The organism is Mammaliicoccus sp. H-M34 (assembly GCF_022386495.1).
Taxonomy (GTDB): Bacteria; Bacillota; Bacilli; order Staphylococcales; family Staphylococcaceae; genus Mammaliicoccus; species Mammaliicoccus fleurettii.
Window position 1 is genome coordinate 190,783 of record NZ_JAJNIK010000001.1, and the last position, 18,947, is coordinate 209,729.

Sequence of the window (18,947 nt, forward strand, 5' to 3'; positions counted from 1 at the left end):
TGGACTCTTTTAATTTATTTCAAGTTACTATTTATGAATTCCTGTATACTACTATTAAATAATACACCACTATTATGACTATCTGGTACGCCACCATAATGTAGTCCAATTACTTGATTATTAGCATTAAATATTGGAGATCCTGAGTTACCACCATATGTACTTAAGTCATATGTTAAGTCACTACCTGAAGCTGACAATACATTACCTTTACTTTCCCATAATGTTGCGATTGGTTTATCTCCAGGATAACCTGTTACTGTAATGTCATCGCCTTTTTGAACAGTTGATGTGTTAGCTAATGTGGCTGGTTGTACCGCATCACCTATAGATTGTCCTTCACTATTTTTACCAACTGTTACGACAGCTAAATCTTCTCCACCCGGTGCTGTTTTATAATCCGTTGCTGTAAATGTTCCAGCTGGGTAATTTCCATTTCCATTTGCTGCTGGAGAAAATTTTAATACTGAAGCATCTCCATTTGTAGCATTTACAACGTGCTTATTTGTCAATACAGTATTTTTACCGATTACAACTCCAGAGGCTATCGATGTTCCACCAATTTCAGTAAATGCAATTGATTGATAATGTGCTGATGTTGTATTAGTTATTTGTTCACGATCATTTTTAGGTAATATGACTCTTGATGAAGGATCATCCGTTTTGGCATTTGCTTCTAAAGGTAATCCTACAAAACTTAATAATAAAACTGCAACTACGGTTAATATGTAAGCTTTAATATTTTTCATATAATCTCCCCTTTTTGTAGTGTACAACTATCTTAATATGAATATTAAATCAAAGGAGAAAATTACACTACTTAACCAAATTTCATGCCTAACTGTCATTACAATTCTTTTTAAAGTACAGTTAGGCATGAAATTAAAACAGTTAGGAATTTTTTCCATAAAAAAAGTAGAAATTCAATGAAAACTGAATTTCTACTTTCTTATATCCCTTTCTGGTATTATTCTGCATACTGTACCAGATTTAATTGTTAAATGATTATATATAGAACATATACCCTTCTAATTCATCTTGATTTGTATAGTTTGCTAAATATTCTAAAGTTGTATTGTCTAATACTTCTTTAACAGCATCACGAATACGAATCCACAATTGTTGTTGTGCTGGTGGTTCATCTTCTATACCTTCAACTGGTGTAATTGGTCCTTCTAACAATCTAATCACATCACCAGCTGTTATATCTGATGGTGCTTTTTGTAATTGATAGCCCCCTTTGGCACCTCTTACACTTTTAATAAGACCAGCATTACGTAATGGTCCTACTAATTGTTCTAAATATAAATCACTTAAATCATTTTCTTCTGCGATAGACTTTAACGATGTACATCCTTGACCGTAACGCTTAGTCAACGATATCATAAGTGTTAAGCCATATCGGCCTTTAGTTGATATTTTCATGTACTACACCTCTTATTTTCTTTAAAAAATATTGTTAACTTATTTTATCATTTTTTATACAATTTGAGTAATTAGAAAGGTTGATCACAAATGAAAAACGAACCATTAGCATATAGAATGCGTCCTAAAACGATCGACGATGTTATAAGTCAAGAGCATTTAGTAGGTCCTAAAGCCATTATTAGAAGAATGGTCACTACTAAAAGATTAACTTCTATGATTTTTTATGGACCTCCAGGTATTGGTAAAACAAGTATTGCTCAAGCTATAGCTGGCAGTACTCAATATAAATTCAGACAACTAAACGCCGTTACTAATACGAAAAAAGATATGCAATTAGTAGTTGAAGAAGCGAAAATGTCTGGTCAAGTCATCCTTTTATTAGATGAAATTCACAGACTTGATAAGGCGAAACAAGATTTTCTCTTACCTCATTTAGAGTCTGGCAAAATCGTTCTTATCGGGGCAACAACATCAAATCCCTATCACGCCATAAATCCAGCAATAAGAAGTAGAACGCAAATCTTTGAACTTTTCCCATTAGAAGAATCTGATATTGTGATTGCTTTAAATAGAGCTTTGGAAGATGCAGAAAACGGTTTGGCAACATATGCACCCGAAGTAGATGATGATGCTATTCAGTATTTTGCAAAAGCTAGTTATGGGGATGTTAGAAGTGCTTTAAATGCATTAGAACTAGCTGTATTAAGTGCTGAAATACTCGATGAAAAGCGTCATGTTACAATTGAAGATGCTCAAGTATGCATTCAAAAAAATGCTTTTCAACATGATAAGGATGGCGACCAACATTATGGCGTTATGAGTGCATTCCAAAAATCAATTAGAGGTAGCGATGTTGATGCTGCTTTACATTATTTAGCTAGACTAATTGAAGCAGGCGATTTACCTACCATTGCAAGACGTTTACTTGTTATTAGTTATGAAGATATTGGCTTAGCTTCACCAGGTGCAGCTGCAAGAACGTTATCTGCTATTGAGGCAAGTGAACGTCTAGGCTTTCCAGAAGCGCGTATACCACTTAGTCAAGCAGTAATAGAATTATGTTTATCTCCTAAATCGAACTCTGCGATTGTATCTATAGACGAAGCTTTATCTGATATTAGAAATGGCAAAGCTGGTTTAGTTCCTAAACATTTAAAAGATGGACATTATCAAGGCGCTAAAGAATTAGGAAATGCCATTGGATATAAATATCCACATAACTATGAAAATAGCTATGTGGAACAACAATATTTACCTGACACCCTAAAAAACAAGCAATATTATCATCCTAAACTAACATCCAAATCTGAACAAAAATTTGCTGAAATATATAAAAACTTAAAAAAATGAGGCTGGATATGTCCAGTCTCATTTTTATTTCAAAGTCTTTATTATTTATCTTTGACTCTTTTTACTGGTATATCTTTTAATGTATTATTAACGACATAACTCGCACAAATTAAACCTACAACACTAGGCACAAACGCATTTGATGATGGAGGCATTTGAGCTTTTCTCACTTTTGCATTTTTATCTCCAACAACTTCTTTAACATCTTCACGAATCATAATTGGACTTTCATCACTAAAGACTACATTAATTCCTTTATGAATTCCCATCTTTCTTAATTTAAGACGTATAATTTTCGCCATTGGATCAGTATGTGTTTTAGAGATATCTGCGATTTCAAATTTAGTTGGATCTGTCTTATTAGCAGCACCCATACTTGAAATAACGTCTATACCTCTTTCTAAACATTCTTTCATTAAGTGAACTTTATACATAATAGTATCACTTGCATCTACAAAATAATCAATATCATACTCATTGAATAACGCTTCATATGTTTCTTCTGTATAAAACATGTGGAGTGACGTTACTTTACAGTCAGGATTGATTAATTTGATACGCTCTTCCATTAAATCAACTTTAGATTGGCCAATTGTAGTTGTTAAAGCATGTAATTGTCTATTTACATTTGTTATGTCTACATCATCTTTGTCTATTAATATTATATGTCCGATATTTGTTCTAGCTAATGCTTCGGCTGCAAATGATCCTACGCCGCCAACACCAAGTACAACAACTGTTTTACTTTTCAGTAGGTCTAAACCTTCTTTTCCTACAGCTAATTCATTTCTTGAAAATTGATGTTTCATAGTTTAATTAACTCCTTTACACAAAAATACGCAAGACATAAAGTCTTGCGTACCGATAGAATCCAATTGTGCCGTAATATTAAGTGCTCGATCATTTTGGCCTGCTATATACAGGTGGGTGCCCTGTTTCTTATTTTGCATGTCCTCCTTACGAGGCGTATGCGCTATTAAGAAAACCAATTAAGCTCCCTTGATCAAAAGTGTTAGGTCAAAATATAAAAAGCTTATTACGAACACTTCAGATGACTACCTTATAAATTTATTTTATCATAATTCTTCTAAATAACAAGTATTTAAACTTTTAATTATTTTTCATCTAAATCAAGTTGCAAATGTAATTCATGTAACTGACTATCAGATACTTTACTTGGTGCATCTGTTAATAAACATGAAGCACTTGCAGTCTTAGGAAATGCAATTGTATCCCTTAAGTTTGTTCTGCCTGATAAAAGCATTACTAGTCTATCAAGACCTAATGCGATACCACCATGTGGAGGCGCACCATATTTAAATGCTTCAATTAAGAATCCAAATTGTTCTTGAGCTTGTTCTTCAGTAAATCCAAGCGCTTTAAACATTTTTTCTTGAAGTTCAGATTTATGAATTCTAATAGAACCTCCACCTAATTCAAAACCATTAAGAACAATGTCATAAGCATTAGCTTCAACATTAGTTGGGTCTGTTTCCAACATTTCTTCATGCTCTTTTTTAGGAGCTGTAAACGGATGATGAGCAGCTACATAACGATTTGAATCTTCGTCATATTCGAATAATGGCCAATCTGTTACCCATAAGAAATTATATTTGTTAGGATCGATTAATCCACGTTCTTTACCAAGTTTGTTTCTTAATTGTGCTAAACTGGCTGCAACAACATCTTTCTTATCTGCTACAAATAATACTAAATCTCCAGCATTTGCTTGTGTATTACTTAATAATTCAGCAGCATGTTCTTCGCTAAAGAATTTACTAATAGGTCCATTTAATCCTTCGTCTGTTACTTTCACCCATGCTAATCCTTTTGCTCCATATATATTTGCGAAAGCTTGTAATTGATCGATATCTTTTCTTGAATAATCATCTGCTGCACCTTCTACAACAATTGCTTTAACTTCTCCACCATTTTCAACAGTAGATTTAAACACTTTAAAGTCCATTTTTGCTGCAAGTTCAGATAAATTTATTAACTCCATACCAAATCTTGTGTCTGGTTTATCAATTCCGTATCTATCCATCGCTTCAGCATAAGTCATACGTGGGAATGGAGTAGTGATATCAATACCTTTGACATCTTTCATAATACGTTTCATTAAACCTTCATTCATTTTGATAACATCTTCTTGATCTACGAAACTCATTTCAATATCAATTTGAGTAAATTCAGGTTGTCTATCTGCTCTTAAATCTTCATCTCTAAAACATTTAACAATTTGATAGTATTTATCAAATCCACCAATCATTAATAACTGTTTAAATATTTGAGGTGATTGAGGCAAAGCATAAAATTCACCATCGTGAACTCTTGAAGGTACAAGATAGTCTCTAGCTCCTTCAGGTGTTGATTTTGTTAATACAGGTGTTTCAACTTCATAAAACTCACCTTCATCTAAATAATTTCTGACTGAACGTGTAATTTGATGTCTCATTTTGAACGTTTGAGCTAAACTTTCTCTTCTTAAATCTATATAACGATATTTCAAACGTACGTTTTCATCAATATCATTCATATCTGTAATAGAAAATGGTGGTGTTTCTGACTCATTTAAAATAATGATATCAGATACTTGTACTTCTACTTTACCCGTTTTGATTTTGTCATTAACTGACTTTTCATCTCTTTTAGTTACTAGTCCTTTTACTTGAATAACATATTCAGAACGAACCTTTTCAGCAACATTCAACGCTTCTTGAGAGAAATCAGGATTAAAGACAATTTGTACGACACCTTCACGGTCACGTAAATCAATAAAAATTAATCCACCTAAGTCACGTCTTTTTTGAACCCATCCATTTAAAGTAACTGTTTGTCCAATATATTCTTCTGTAATTTTTCCAGAGTATGTTGTTCTCTTATCCATTATGATTCCACCTTTAAATAATTCTCTAATTCTGATAATGACACAAGTGTCTTCTCACCTGTCTCCATATTTTTCACTTCAATTTCTTCTTTTTCTAATTCATTGTCACCAATAACAATTGTATTTCTAGCATTCAATCTATCTGCTTGTTTCATTTGGCCTTTTAACTTTCTGCCAAGATAATCTTTATCACAACTTATACCAGCAATTCTTAGTTTGTTGATTAGTTGAACTGAGAATTGATCAGCTTTTTCACCCATAGTCGCAATGAATAAATCAATCATATCTTCTTGTTCTATTTCAATTCCTTCTGCTTCAAGTGCAAGCAATAATCTTTCAATACTCAATGCAAATCCTATACCTGTCTCTTTTGGACCGTCTAGTAATTCTAATAAGCCATTATATCTGCCGCCACCACATAACGTAGTAATTGCCCCAAAACCTTCAGCATTACTCATTACTTCAAAAGCAGTGTGTGTATAATAATCTAATCCTCTAACAAGATTCGTATCAATTTCATAGTCAATGCCTATTTCATCTAATAAGTATTTAACATCATCAAAGTATTGTTTAGAATAATCATTTAAGTATTCTGTAATTTTCGGTGCATTTTTAACCGCTTCTTTATCTCTATCAATCTTACAATCAAGAATACGCATTGGATTAGTGTGTAATCTACTTTGACAATCACTACAGAAAGTATCAATCACTGGCTCAAAGTGAGCTTGTAATGCTTTCGTATAATCTGCTCTCGATTCAGCATCACCAATACTATTTATAACGAGTTTCAAATCTTTTAATCCAAATGATTTATAAATGTGAACAAGCATAGATATGATTTCAACATCTATTGACGGATTTTCTGAACCAATTGCTTCTACACCAAACTGAACAAATTGGCGATAACGTCCTTTTTGTTTTCTTTCGTATCGGAACATTGGACCATTATAATATAATTTTACTGGTTGATTAGGTTCGCCTTGCATTTTATTTTCAATGTAACTTCTAACGACACCTGCAGTGCCTTCAGGTCTTAATGTAATACTTCTATCACCTTTATCTTTAAAAGTGTACATTTCTTTTTGTACTACATCAGTTGAATCACCTACACCTCTACTAAATAGCTCAGTACTCTCAAAGATAGGCGTTCTAATCTCTTTATAATTATATAATCTCATTAATTCGTGCAATTTATTTTCAATGTATTGCCATTTATAAGTATCTTTTGGTAATAAATCTTGTGTTCCACGTGGTATATTTATCATAAAAATTCCTCCTTTAAAATATAAAAAGTCCCTTGTATGCATTTACATACAAGGGACGAATTCTCCGTGTTGCCACCCTAATTAGTATTCAAATAGTTTGAATACTCACTTAACAACATGTTAACGGGTGTTAACCGATCTTACTTTCATAAGATTCCCTCTTCTTGTGTTCAAAAGTACACTCGGTATCCTTATAACTCTCAGCAACTGTTATAATCTCTGTCTTCTACCTGAATTGTATACTATTCAAGAATATACGGTATATAAGATATTTGATAATTTATATTAATATTAAACCCATAAGTAGAATCAGTCAATATCTAATTTGAAAAGTAAACTTTCAAACCATCTACTATTCCAGATTCAACTATATGTCGATATTTTCGATCTACTATTAAATCTTCATCAGTTGGATTGCTAATATATCCTAATTCTAATAATACACCAGGCATTTTAGTTTGACGAATAACTTGGAAGTTTTCGTTTCTAACGCCTCTATCTGAAAGAATTGATTTTTGATTAATGGATGTGTGTAACGTTTTTGCAAAATCTTGTTGAGTATCATGATGATAATAAACAGTTAAGCCATGAGGTCCAGATGAATCAAGAGCATCATTGTGAATGCTTATAAATACATCCCCATCTTCTTGTCTGTCTTTTAATTTAATGTACTCATCTTTATCTCTTGTCATTTTTACTTTTGCGCCTTCATCTTCTAGCATCTTTTTAAGTTCTTTAGCTGTTTTTAAAGTAATTTCTTTTTCAGTTACATTTTTATTTTTAGAACTCGATGCACCTTGATCACTACCGCCATGACCAGGATCTAACACAATAACTTTATCTTTTAACGGTTTTAAAACTGGATTTACATCTTCTTTTATATCTAAATTAGTATGCCATCCAGCTATCCAGCCTTTTTCATTATTATCATTTTTAACTTCAAACCATTTATCTTGTCTATCCGTAATTTCAAAATCATCACCTTTTTTGACATCAAAAATGATTGGATAATATGCTGCTGGTCCAGTCCTTAGCTCATTATCTTCTTTCATGGTTAATGTCTTAGGTTCACCTTCATTAGGTATTATTAAATTTATAATAATAATCAATAATACTAATAGTAAAACAGCTGCACTTATAACTGGTACTGGCTTTATCTTTCTTTTTTTAAACCATAAATTAATTCGGTTCATTGAATGTTACCATCCTTACTCTCAAAAATAATTGTAATGGGTCCATCATTCGTTAAAGCCACTTCCATATGTGCGCCAAATTCACCTGTTTTTACTTTAATATTATATGCTTCTAGTTGCTCATTAAAATATTCGTATATTTTTAAAGCTTCGTCTGGACTTTTCGCATTCGAAAATCCTGGTCGATTCCCTTTCTTAACGGAAGCATAAATCGTAAATTGTGATATAGATAATATTTCACCTTCGACTTGATGAATATCTAAATTCATTTTTCCATCACTATCTTCAAATATTCTAGTTTTTGCAATTTTCTTAGCTAGAACTTCTGCATCTTTATAAGTTGATTCTTCTCCTACACCAACTAATAATAAAAATCCTTTATTTATTGCATTTTGAGTATTATCAGATGTTACTTTTGCTTGGCTGACTTTTTGCAAAACAACTTTCAAAAACATTCACCTCTTAATTCCATACACGACTAACTGTATAAATATCACCTAATTGTTTAATGCGATCAACGATTCTATAGACGTCATTGACATTTTTAACCATAACACTAATGTTTATAACAGCATTTTTATCTATATCAGCTTTTCCAGAAACTTTTACTAATTGTACTTTAATTGCATTAACAACTTGTAATACTTCATTGAGTAAACCATTTCTGTCATATCCGGTAATTTCTAAATCTACTTGGTAATTCTTTTGTTCATTGATGTTTTTAACCCATTCGACATTTATTAAGCGTTCTGTTTCGTTTACAATGTTAGGACAATCTTTGCGATGTACTTTAACACCATGACCTTTTGTAATATATCCTATAATTTCATCGCCAGGTATTGGATTACAACATTTTGAAAGTTTGATTAACATATTATCTAAACCTTCAACATAAACACCGGTTTCTGTTCGAATATCTTCTTTAATCGGGATTGATTTACTCACTTCTTGAACTTGGTTAAGTGATTGTTTTTTACGTTCTTGTCTAATTTTCTCTGAAAGTCTATTCACAGCTTGTAATGAAGTAATACCTCCAAAACCTACTGCTGCATATAAGTCAGATTCATTTGAGAAATTGTATTTGTCATTTACGATTTTGATATTTTCTGAAGTAAGTACTTCATCAACATTAAATCCTTGTTCTTTAATTTCTGCTTCTATCATAAATTTACCTTTTTCAATATTGGCAGAGCGATCTTGCTTTTTAAAGAAACTACGAATTTTACTTTTTGCACTTGAAGAACGGACAATCTTTAACCAATCTCGACTTGGTCCATAAGAATGTTTGCTTGTCCTAATCTCTACTATATCCCCTGTTGATAATTTATAATCGATAGGTACTATTTTTCCGTTCACTTTTGCACCGATCATTTTATTACCTATCTCACTATGTACAGAATATGCAAAATCAATTGGCACTGCACCATATGGTAATTCAACAACATCACTTTCTGGTGTGAATACATAAACTTTATCACTCTGTAAATCATACTTTAATGACTCCATAAATTCTTCTGCATCTGGAGAAGTGTTGTCTGTTTCAGCTATTTCTTGTAACCAGCTCATTTTTTGTAAATATTCTTCTGATTTATTGCTTAAATTTTTTCCTTCTTTATAAGCCCAATGCGCTGCAACACCATGCTCAGCTATTTCATGCATTTCATATGTTCTAATTTGAATTTCTAGAGGGTCACCATTCGGACCAACAACTGTTGTATGGAGTGACTGATACATATTTTGTTTGGGCATAGCAATATAATCTTTAAATCTACCAGGCATAGGTTTCCATAATGTGTGTACAAGACCTAACACTGCATAACAATCTTTAATAGATGGCACAATTACTCTAATAGCCAATAAATCAAAAATTTGTTCGAATTGTTTTTTTTGCTTAACCATTTTTCTATAAATGCTGTAAATATGTTTCGGTCTACCACTAATATCGCCAGAAATATTCATAACTTCCATTTCTGAACTAATATCTCTAATAGCATTGGAAATATATGTTTCGCGTTCACTTCTTTTCTTTTTCATGAGATTAACAATTCTGAAATATTGAACACTATCAATATATCTTAATGAGATATCTTCTAATTCCCATTTAATTGTATTAATCCCTAACCTATGTGCAAGTGGTGCATAGATTTCTAACGTTTCTTTAGCAATTCTTTTTTGCTTTTCTTTAGGCATTGCCTTTAAAGTTCTAACATTATGTAGTCTATCAGCTAATTTAACTAAAATTACACGGACATCTTTAGCGATAGCTATAAATAATTTACGATGATTTTCAGCTTGTTGAGTTTCTTTCGATTTATATTTAACTTTTTTTAATTTAGTAACACCATCAACGATTATTGCAACTTCTTCGTTAAACATTTCTACTAAGTCATCATACGTATAAGGTGTATCCTCAATAACATCATGAAGGAATCCAGCAACAATTGTCGGACCATCCAATTTCATCTCTGTTAAAATACCAGCAACTTGTATAGGGTGCATAATGTAAGGCAAATTATTCTTTCTAATTTGTCCTTGATGCGCTTTAAAAGCCAAATCATAACTTTTTTCAACTAGACGATATGCATCTGCAGATAAATAGCTTTTAGCTTTATATAATACATCATCAGCACTATAAGGATATTCTTTATTCATAGGGACACCACCTCATCATATTAAATCTCTTTAATATTACTATTATAGCAATTTTTAATAGTAATACGCCACCGTTAATTGTGACTATTTTATTTTATTTTCGTAGCTATCCTTATCAGCAAGTTTGCTAGAATCTGCTTTTAACGCAACGCTTATCAGCACTATACAATAATTATAAATAAAAAACTGCCAACAATGTTTGAGTTTGTCGACAGTCAGAAACAAAATATTCACATAGTGATTATTTTGTTATTATTTTATTCATCATAAGAAATTAGGGAAACAACATCATAACCTTTAAGTTTATCAATACCATTTAAATATTTTAATTCAATTAAGAAAGCTATTCCTACTACTATACCACCTAATGATTCTACTAGATGTATAGCAGCCTCAATTGTGCCTCCTGTTGCTAATAAATCATCTGTAATTAATACGCGTTGTCCTGGTTTAATAGCATCTTTGTGCATAGTTAATACATTAGATCCATATTCTAAATCATATTCGTAACGAATCACTTCACGAGGTAATTTACCTTCTTTACGTACTGGAGCAAAACCAATACCCATAGCATATGATACTGGACAGCCAATGATAAATCCTCTAGCTTCTGGTCCAACTACTAAATCTACTTCTTTATCATGTGCATATTGAACGATTTGGTCTGTTGCATATTTGTAAGCTTCACCATTATCCATTATTGTAGTGATGTCTTTAAAATTGACGCCTTCTTTAGGCCAATTCTGTACTTCTGAAACATATTGCTTTAAATCCATTATATTTCCTCCTCAGTGTTGCTTAACAACGATTGAACCCAGTTAATTAGAGACTGACTGTCATTGTACAACAATGTCTTTTCTATTTCTATTTGTTGTTTCCTTGCTTGATATAACGGTGCGTTTTGTATTTCATTTTTTTCCGCATCTTTATTTATTTCAATTATACCATTTTTTATTGTAATAAAGTTCAGCTCATAAAAGCAATTTAAAATGAATTTTAATTGATCAGGTTTAATTTTTAATGTTTCACATATCTTCATACCATCAGTTTGAATGTTAGTTTCTTTTTTGCTATATAACGCTTTGTATACCGCTTTAAACTTCTGTTCATTAGGTATGCCCTCAAAATAAGAATTTGATTGCCCTTTAAATACTAAATAATATTTTTCAGCCTTTATTCCATTCAATGTACGCTTAAACGCTTCAATATCATCTGGTAAATCTCTTAAAACACACGTTTCGATTTCATTATCAAAAGTTTCACCATAATGAATATACTGATCATTCACTTTTTCTTCTGATTGATTAATAATAAATAAAGCATTCTCTTGATTGATTTTTAATAAATCATGTTTATTTTTGCTTCTATAATCAAAAACAGTATGGTCGTTACTTAATTCTAAATCTTTAAGTATTATTTGAGGTGACTGATGACTGTTCCATTCATTAACATTTAAGCTTCCAGCAACATTAATCAATGTATCATTTGATATATCATGGACCAATTGTCCAAAATTCCAATGTAAAGCTGCTATATTTTTATCAGTTAAAGTTAGTTTAAGATGTTTCTCACCTTGTCCGATTCCTTTTGCAGATTTAACTTGCACATTCTTTATAGAAAACAATGGTGCAGCTATATCTGTTCCAAACGGTCGTAATCTTTCTAAATCAAAAATATTATCTACAGTTATATCTGATGTTTCTATCTCAGCATCAACAATTAATTGTGGCAATAACGGTTTACCATCAGCTAGCTTAGCCATTTCTTCATTCAAAGCTTTTTTTAAAGGTTCTATCGCATCAATTTCTAAAGTCATCCCTGCTGCCATATGATGGCCACCGAATTTTTGAATAAGTTCTCCATGTTTTTGAAGAAATTCAAACATTGAAACTTGTTCGATACTTCTTGCAGAACCTTTAGCATGATTCTTATCTATATCCACATTAAGTACGATTGTTGGTAAATGATATTTTTCAACTATTCTTGAAGCGACAATACCTAGTACGCCTTCATTCCAATTTTCTTTTGCAAGAATTAGAAATTGTGCATTTTGTTGTTTTTCTATTTCAGCTAACTCCATCGCTTCTTCAGTAATCGTTTCAACTATAGATTTTCTTTCTGTATTAAATTGATCCACTTCTTCAGCAAGGAAAGTTGCTTCATCATAATCATCACTCATAAGCAATTCACCAGCTAACCTAGCATCATCAAGTCGGCCAACAGCGTTTAATCTCGGTCCAATAATAAAGCCTACAGTTTGTTCAGTTACTTCGTCATGATAATCAGCAACTTCTAATAAAGCTTTAATTCCAGAAGATGGATTCTCATTTAATACTCTTAATCCTTGTTTTACCATATACCTGTTCTCGTCTGTTAAGCTCACTAAATCGGCAATCGTACCGATTGCGACTAATCCAAGAAATGATTCTGGCAAATCATTTTTAAGCGCTTTTGATAGTTTATATGAAACACCGACACCAGCTAAATACTCAAATGGATAATTAAAATCTGGATGCATTGGATGCACGATTGCATATGCATTAGGCTTTGTTTCGCCAAACTCATGATGATCTGTAACAATAACATCTATGCCTAATTCATTTGCTATATCAATTTCATGATGTCCTTGAACACCATTATCTACAGTAATAATTAAAGTCACGCCTTCATCATGTGCATTTCTAAAAGCTGCTTCACTTGGCCCATATCCTTCTGTAAATCTATTTGGAATATACCATCCAACAGTTGCACCAAGTGATTCTAAAGTCTTCACAAGAATAGTAGTTGAGGTTACACCATCAGCATCATAGTCACCATAGACTAATATTCTTTCGTCATTTTCTATTGCTTTATGTATTCTTGTAGTCGCTTTTTCCATATCACTTAACAGCATAGGATCATGGAATAAAACTTCTTTAGATAATAACTTTTCAATTTCATCTTCAGTTGTATAACCTTTAGAAATTAATGTTTTTTCTAACAGTGGGGAAATATTAAATTTTTTTATTATTTGTTGATCAATACCTTGATTACTATCAGATACAAGCCATTGATAACGCGCTTTAGTCATAACAAATCTCCTCATTTCTACTCAAAACATTATACATGAAATATCTTACTTTCTCTACTAAACAATTTAAGCATAACAAAAGCAAGCATCTACAACCAATGATTACGATTCATAAAATATATTCAATTTTTACCATAAAAAAACCTGCCCTCTTTTAAGGACAGGTTTCAACAATGATTAAACTAATATTTTTTCGTCGTTTGATTTTTTCTCTTCATAAACAACTAATTTACCATTCTCTGATTTCTTAAGTTGTCGTTTTTTCAATATACCCCATAATGGGACTGCAACGAATACAGATGAGAATACACCTGAAACTAAACCAATTAATAAGGCTAGTGAGAAGTTGAAGATACTTGAAGAACCAAGTATTAATAATGCTACAACAACTATTACTACTGTTAATACTGTATTAATCGATCTCGTCATTGTTTGTCTAATTGAAGAGTTAACAATCATATCAATTGTTTCTGGTTTTGTAATGACTTTAACTTTACGTAAGTTTTCTCTTACACGGTCAAACGTAACGATCGTATCGTTAATCGAATAACCAATAATTGTTAGTACTGCAGCGATGAATGTTATATCAACTTCAAGTCTGAATAAGCTGAATACTGCAACAATCATGAACACATCATGTAGTAAGGCTAATACGGCTGTTGTACCCATTCTCCATTCAAACCTGAATGTTACGTATAAAACAATACCTAAAGCTGCGTAAAGCATAGCTTTTAGTGCGTTCATTGCCAACTCTTGGCCGACAACTGGTGATACAGTACTAACGTTCGGATCATGTCCTAATTTATCTCCAAAGTCTGATTTAACCTTTTTAATTTCAGACTTATCTAAAGCATCTTTAAATTGAACTGTTGCCATCTTATTACCTGATCCACTCGTTGTAACTTGTGAAGGTTCTAATCCCATATCTTTAAACTGTTTAGACACTTGTTCAGTTTTGATTGCTTGATCTGATTGTAAATCAACTCGAGTACCACTTGTAAAGTCGATACCTAAATTCAATCTAAATATAGATACAATAATCGCACCAACAATAATAGTGATTATACTAAACGTTAATAATGGTTTAGCTAACTTAACAAAGTTAACTTTATCATATGGTGTTTTTAAGTCGTGAATATCCAATCTTTCACTTATATCATGTCTATCTTTCTTAGAAACACCAAACCAATTATATTTTTTCTTAAAGTAGTTTGAGTTAACAAGTAATGACAATAAGATTCTAGTAAAGAATACAGAAGTAACGAAACTCATTAAAATTGCTAATAATAACATAGTTGCGAAACCTTTTACGGAACTTTCACCAAATACAAATAATACTAATGCCGCTAAAATTGTTGTTAAGTTAGCATCAAGTATTGTAATAAATGAAGAACCAGAACCTTTTTTAAAGGCTTGTTGTAATGTCCTTCCTATACGCAACTCATCTTTAATCCGTTCATACATAATAATATTAGCATCGACTGCCATACCTACACCTAAAACTAAAGCTGCAAGTCCAGGGAGTGTTAACACACCTGAAATAAAGTTGAAAGCTAGTAATGTTAAGTACACATAAGCACTTAGCGTTATTACAGCGACAATACCTGGTAATCGATAATAAATGAGCATAAATAAGAATATAATGCCTACACCAATTGAAGAAGCAAGCACTGTTTCATTTAATGCATCTTTACCAAATTGAGCACCAACAGATGTAGAATAAACTTCATCTAGTTTAACAGGTAATGAACCTGAATTTAATAAATCAGCAATTTGTTTAGCTTCTTTAACACCTTTTTCTCCATCGAAGCCACCAGAAATTTCTACATTTTCTGAATTAATTGGCTTGCTAACAGATGCTGCTGAAATATACTTAGGCTCTTTACCTTCTTGCTCTTTTTTAGCCTCTTTAGCGTAACTATCTCCTTTTTCATAATCCATCCAAATAACCATTAGATTAGGATTCATTTTAGAGACTTTTTCAGTTACTTCTTTAAATTTCTTAGCATCTTTCAATTTCAATGTAACTGCAACTTCGTTTGTATTATCTTTAAATCCTTGTTTAGCTCCACCTTGAACTAAATCTTTACCAGATAATAAAACTCTGTCCTTAGCATCTCTGATTGTTAAATTTGCTTGTGTAGAAAGTACTTCACGAGCTTCATCTTGGTCTTTAATACCAGCTAATTGAACTCGTATTCGGTTACCTTCTTCAACTTGAATCTTCGGTTCAGAGACACCTAATACGTTAACACGTGACTCTAATGTTTTTGCAGTTGATTTAACAGCTTCAGTATCTATCTTGTCACCCTTATCTAAAGGATTAACTTGATATAATACTTCAAATCCACCTTGTAAGTCTAAGCCTAAATTTACATTCTTTGTTATATCTTTTGTAGTTGATCCTATTAAACTAAAAACCAACACTGCAAGAAGTAAAAAGGCTACAATTCTACTCCGCTTTTTCACGATAACACCTCTTACGTAATTTGATTCACTATATATGTTATAGCATACATTAACAGTGATTGAATAGCCATATCATTCATATATCAAAAAAAGACATGGATAACCATGTCTTTTAACATTAAATATGATAAATAATAATAAACCAATTTTCTTAAAAAGTAAACAATTTTATGAAGGGTCTACTTGTTTAATAGCTGGTTTTTCAAATGTGATTTCTTGACCTTTATCATTAACAGAAACAACAACGATTGATTCGTCAACTGCTCTAACTGTTCCTTTAATTCCACCGATTGAAGTTACTTTTTGACCTACTTCTAAACGGTTTAATAATTCACGATGCTCTTTTGCTCGTTTTTGTTGTGGTCTAATCATTAAGAACCAAACAAGTGCAAAAATTAAAATAATAGGTAATAGTTGTACTAATACTTCCATATTCAAGCTCCTTTAAAAGTTTTTGGGGTTATCTACATTTAGTCCATACTGTTCAAAAAATTCATCTTTAAAATCAAGTAATCGATCTTCTCTTATTGCTTGGCGTATATTCTCCATAAGTTTTAATAAGAAATACAAATTATGATATGTAGTAAGACGAATTCCAAATGTTTCATCTGCTTTAATCAGATGACGCAAATATGCTTTAGTATAGTTTCTACAAGTGTAGCAATCACACTCAGGATCTAGTGGTGATAAGTCCTGCTGATATTTAGCATTCTTAATCACGACTCTACCTTGAGAAGTCATGCATGTACCATTTCTTGCTATACGCGTTGGTAATACGCAGTCAAACATATCGATACCTCTTATAGAGCATTCAATCAATGCGTCTGGAGAACCAACTCCCATTAAATATCTTGGTTTATTAAATGGCATTAATGGCGCAGTGTGTTCAACCATTCTGTACATTACAGGTTTCGGTTCACCTACTGATAAGCCACCAATTGCATAGCCAGGAAAATCAAGTGAAACTAAATCTTTAGCACTTTGCTCTCTAAGATCCTTGTATTCTCCACCTTGGATTATGCCGAATAAAGCTTGATCTTCTGGACGTTGATGAGCTTCAAGACATCTTTCAGCCCATCTAGAAGTTCTTTCAATAGAATTTTTTACATATTCATATTCAGAAGGCATAGGAGGGCATTCATCAAATGCCATCATTATGTCTGAACCAAGATCATTTTGAATATGCATAGCTTTTTCAGGACTTAAAAACAATTTAGAACCATTTAAATGATGTCTAAAATGCACTCCTTCTTCTTCAATCTTTCTCATATCACTTAAACTAAATACTTGAAAGCCTCCAGAATCAGTAAGTATCGGTCCATCCCAATTCATAAACTTATGTAATCCACCCACTTTAGAAATGATATCACTTCCAGGTTGTAACCACAAATGATAGGTATTACTTAAAATGATTTTAGCTTCCATTTGTTTAAGTTCTTCAGGACTCATTGTTTTAACCGTTGCTTTTGTTCCGACAGGCATGAACATTGGTGTTTCAAATGAACCATGTGGCGTATGAACAATTCCTAATCTTGCACCAGACTGTTTACAAGTCTTTATGTGCTCATATGTTACTGCAGGCATGTTGTTACTCCTTTTCTATATTAATATCATTGCATCTCCAAAACTAAAAAATCTATATTTTTCATCTACTGCATGTTGATATGCATGAAGTATATTTTCTCTTGTTGAAAGTGCTGATACAAGCATTATTAAAGTAGATTTTGGTAAATGGAAATTTGTTATAAGACCATCAATTGCTTTAAACTCATATCCAGGATAAATAAAGATATCTGTCCATCCACTTGCTTCTACAAATTCATCATTTTTAGATCGAATCGTTTCTAAAGTTCGTGTAGATGTTGTGCCAACCGAAATGATTTTATTACCTTCTGATTTAACTCTATTTAATAAATCAGCAGTTTCTGCTGTCATCTGGTAATATTCAGAATGCATTTCATGATCATCAATATTATCAACACTTACTGGTCTAAATGTACCTAAACCAACATGTAAAGTAATGAATGCAATATGAACACCTTTCGCAGCAATTTCTTGTAATAAATGTTCAGTAAAATGTAATCCAGCAGTTGGTGCTGCAGCAGAACCAACTTCTTTTGCATAAACAGTTTGGTATCTATCTTGGTCTTCCAATCGTTCCTTAATATATGGAGGTAGAGGCATTTCACCTAGTTCATCTAATCTTTCTTGTAGAATTCCTTCATAGGAAAGTTTCATAATTCTTCCGCCTTGCTCTAATTCTTTAACGCAAGTCGCAATTATTTTCCCTTCACCGAAAGACACAGACTGACCTACTTTTATTCTTTTTGCAGGTTTAATTAATACTTCCCATTCATTATCTTCATGTTGAGTAAGCATTAACATTTCAACCTTTGCACCTGTTTCTTCTTTTAAACCAAACAATCTAGCTGGCATAACTTTAGTGTCATTTAAAACTAAACAATCGCCAGGAGCAAGTTGGTTTACAACTTCTTTAAATGTTAAATCTTCTAATTCACCTGTTTTTTTATTACATTTAAGTAACCTACTGCTTTCTCGATCTAACAGTGGTGTTTGTGCAATTAACGATTCAGGTAAATCAAAATCGAAATCTTCAATATTCACAAACTTTG

General features: G+C 32.1%; 15 protein-coding genes and 1 other RNA gene. 1 reads left to right on the forward strand and 15 read right to left on the reverse strand.

Going from position 1 to position 18,947, the window contains the following annotated elements; genetic code table 11:
* Positions 1 to 14: 14 nt before the first annotated feature.
* Positions 15 to 749 carry a trypsin-like serine peptidase gene (locus tag LQ608_RS01000; protein WP_239749213.1) on the reverse strand — a complete coding sequence of 245 codons (735 nt, stop codon included), beginning with the start codon at positions 747 to 749 and terminating at the stop codon, positions 15 to 17.
* 256 nt (positions 750 to 1,005) lie between these two features.
* On the reverse strand, positions 1,006 to 1,425 hold the full coding sequence (gene cymR, locus LQ608_RS01005; RefSeq protein ID WP_078356467.1) for a cysteine metabolism transcriptional regulator CymR: 420 nt from the start codon (positions 1,423 to 1,425) through the stop codon (positions 1,006 to 1,008).
* A 90-nt stretch (positions 1,426 to 1,515) separates the two neighbouring features.
* Here cymR and LQ608_RS01010 point away from each other — a divergent pair, with 90 nt between their 5' ends.
* Entirely contained in the window at positions 1,516 to 2,778 is a 1,263-nt protein-coding gene (locus tag LQ608_RS01010; RefSeq protein ID WP_239749214.1) for a replication-associated recombination protein A, read from the forward strand.
* A 41-nt stretch (positions 2,779 to 2,819) separates the two neighbouring features.
* Here the strand turns inward: LQ608_RS01010 and LQ608_RS01015 are convergent, their stop codons facing one another.
* The 13 genes from LQ608_RS01015 to queA form a co-directional block, all read right to left on the reverse strand.
* On the reverse strand, positions 2,820 to 3,587 hold the full coding sequence (locus LQ608_RS01015) for a tRNA threonylcarbamoyladenosine dehydratase (RefSeq protein ID WP_239749215.1): 768 nt from the start codon (positions 3,585 to 3,587) through the stop codon (positions 2,820 to 2,822).
* Between the two features lie 55 nt (positions 3,588 to 3,642).
* Positions 3,643 to 3,835: non-coding RNA, 6S RNA (gene ssrS, locus LQ608_RS01020), on the reverse strand.
* Positions 3,836 to 3,892: 57 nt separating this feature from the next.
* Positions 3,893 to 5,665 (reverse strand): aspartate--tRNA ligase, encoded by a 1,773-nt coding sequence (aspS, locus tag LQ608_RS01025; protein WP_239749216.1) that lies wholly within the window; start codon positions 5,663 to 5,665, stop codon positions 3,893 to 3,895.
* Entirely contained in the window at positions 5,665 to 6,930 is a 1,266-nt protein-coding gene (gene hisS, locus LQ608_RS01030) for a histidine--tRNA ligase (protein ID WP_239749217.1), read from the reverse strand. Before hisS ends, aspS begins: the two co-directional genes overlap by 1 nt.
* A gap of 320 nt (positions 6,931 to 7,250) precedes the next feature.
* Entirely contained in the window at positions 7,251 to 8,123 is an 873-nt protein-coding gene (locus tag LQ608_RS01035; RefSeq protein ID WP_239749218.1) for an N-acetylmuramoyl-L-alanine amidase family protein, read from the reverse strand.
* Positions 8,120 to 8,572, reverse strand: coding sequence for a D-aminoacyl-tRNA deacylase (gene dtd / locus LQ608_RS01040; RefSeq protein WP_078356461.1), 453 nt, complete (start codon positions 8,570 to 8,572; stop codon positions 8,120 to 8,122). The genes LQ608_RS01035 and dtd overlap by 4 nt, the downstream gene beginning before the upstream one ends.
* 13 nt (positions 8,573 to 8,585) lie before the next feature.
* Positions 8,586 to 10,775, reverse strand: a complete 2,190-nt coding sequence (locus LQ608_RS01045) for a RelA/SpoT family protein (RefSeq protein WP_115337365.1) — start codon at positions 10,773 to 10,775, stop codon at positions 8,586 to 8,588.
* Positions 10,776 to 11,032: 257 nt separating this feature from the next.
* Positions 11,033 to 11,551: an adenine phosphoribosyltransferase gene (locus LQ608_RS01050; protein WP_078356459.1), complete on the reverse strand. Its 519-nt coding sequence runs from the start codon at positions 11,549 to 11,551 to the stop codon at positions 11,033 to 11,035.
* The gene (gene recJ, locus LQ608_RS01055) at positions 11,551 to 13,845 is read right to left on the reverse strand and encodes a single-stranded-DNA-specific exonuclease RecJ (protein ID WP_239749219.1); all 2,295 of its coding nucleotides are present in this window, start codon (positions 13,843 to 13,845) and stop codon (positions 11,551 to 11,553) included. Before recJ ends, LQ608_RS01050 begins: the two co-directional genes overlap by 1 nt.
* A gap of 177 nt (positions 13,846 to 14,022) precedes the next feature.
* Positions 14,023 to 16,314: a protein translocase subunit SecDF gene (gene secDF / locus LQ608_RS01060; RefSeq protein WP_239749220.1), complete on the reverse strand. Its 2,292-nt coding sequence runs from the start codon at positions 16,312 to 16,314 to the stop codon at positions 14,023 to 14,025.
* A gap of 168 nt (positions 16,315 to 16,482) precedes the next feature.
* A complete protein-coding gene (yajC, locus tag LQ608_RS01065; RefSeq protein ID WP_016911527.1) occupies positions 16,483 to 16,746 on the reverse strand; it encodes a preprotein translocase subunit YajC in 264 nt (87 codons plus the stop codon).
* Positions 16,747 to 16,758: 12 nt separating this feature from the next.
* Positions 16,759 to 17,898 carry a tRNA guanosine(34) transglycosylase Tgt gene (tgt, locus tag LQ608_RS01070; protein WP_078356456.1) on the reverse strand — a complete coding sequence of 380 codons (1,140 nt, stop codon included), beginning with the start codon at positions 17,896 to 17,898 and terminating at the stop codon, positions 16,759 to 16,761.
* A 15-nt stretch (positions 17,899 to 17,913) separates the two neighbouring features.
* A complete protein-coding gene (gene queA, locus LQ608_RS01075) occupies positions 17,914 to 18,939 on the reverse strand; it encodes a tRNA preQ1(34) S-adenosylmethionine ribosyltransferase-isomerase QueA (RefSeq protein ID WP_107509060.1) in 1,026 nt (341 codons plus the stop codon).
* Positions 18,940 to 18,947: the final 8 nt, after the last annotated feature.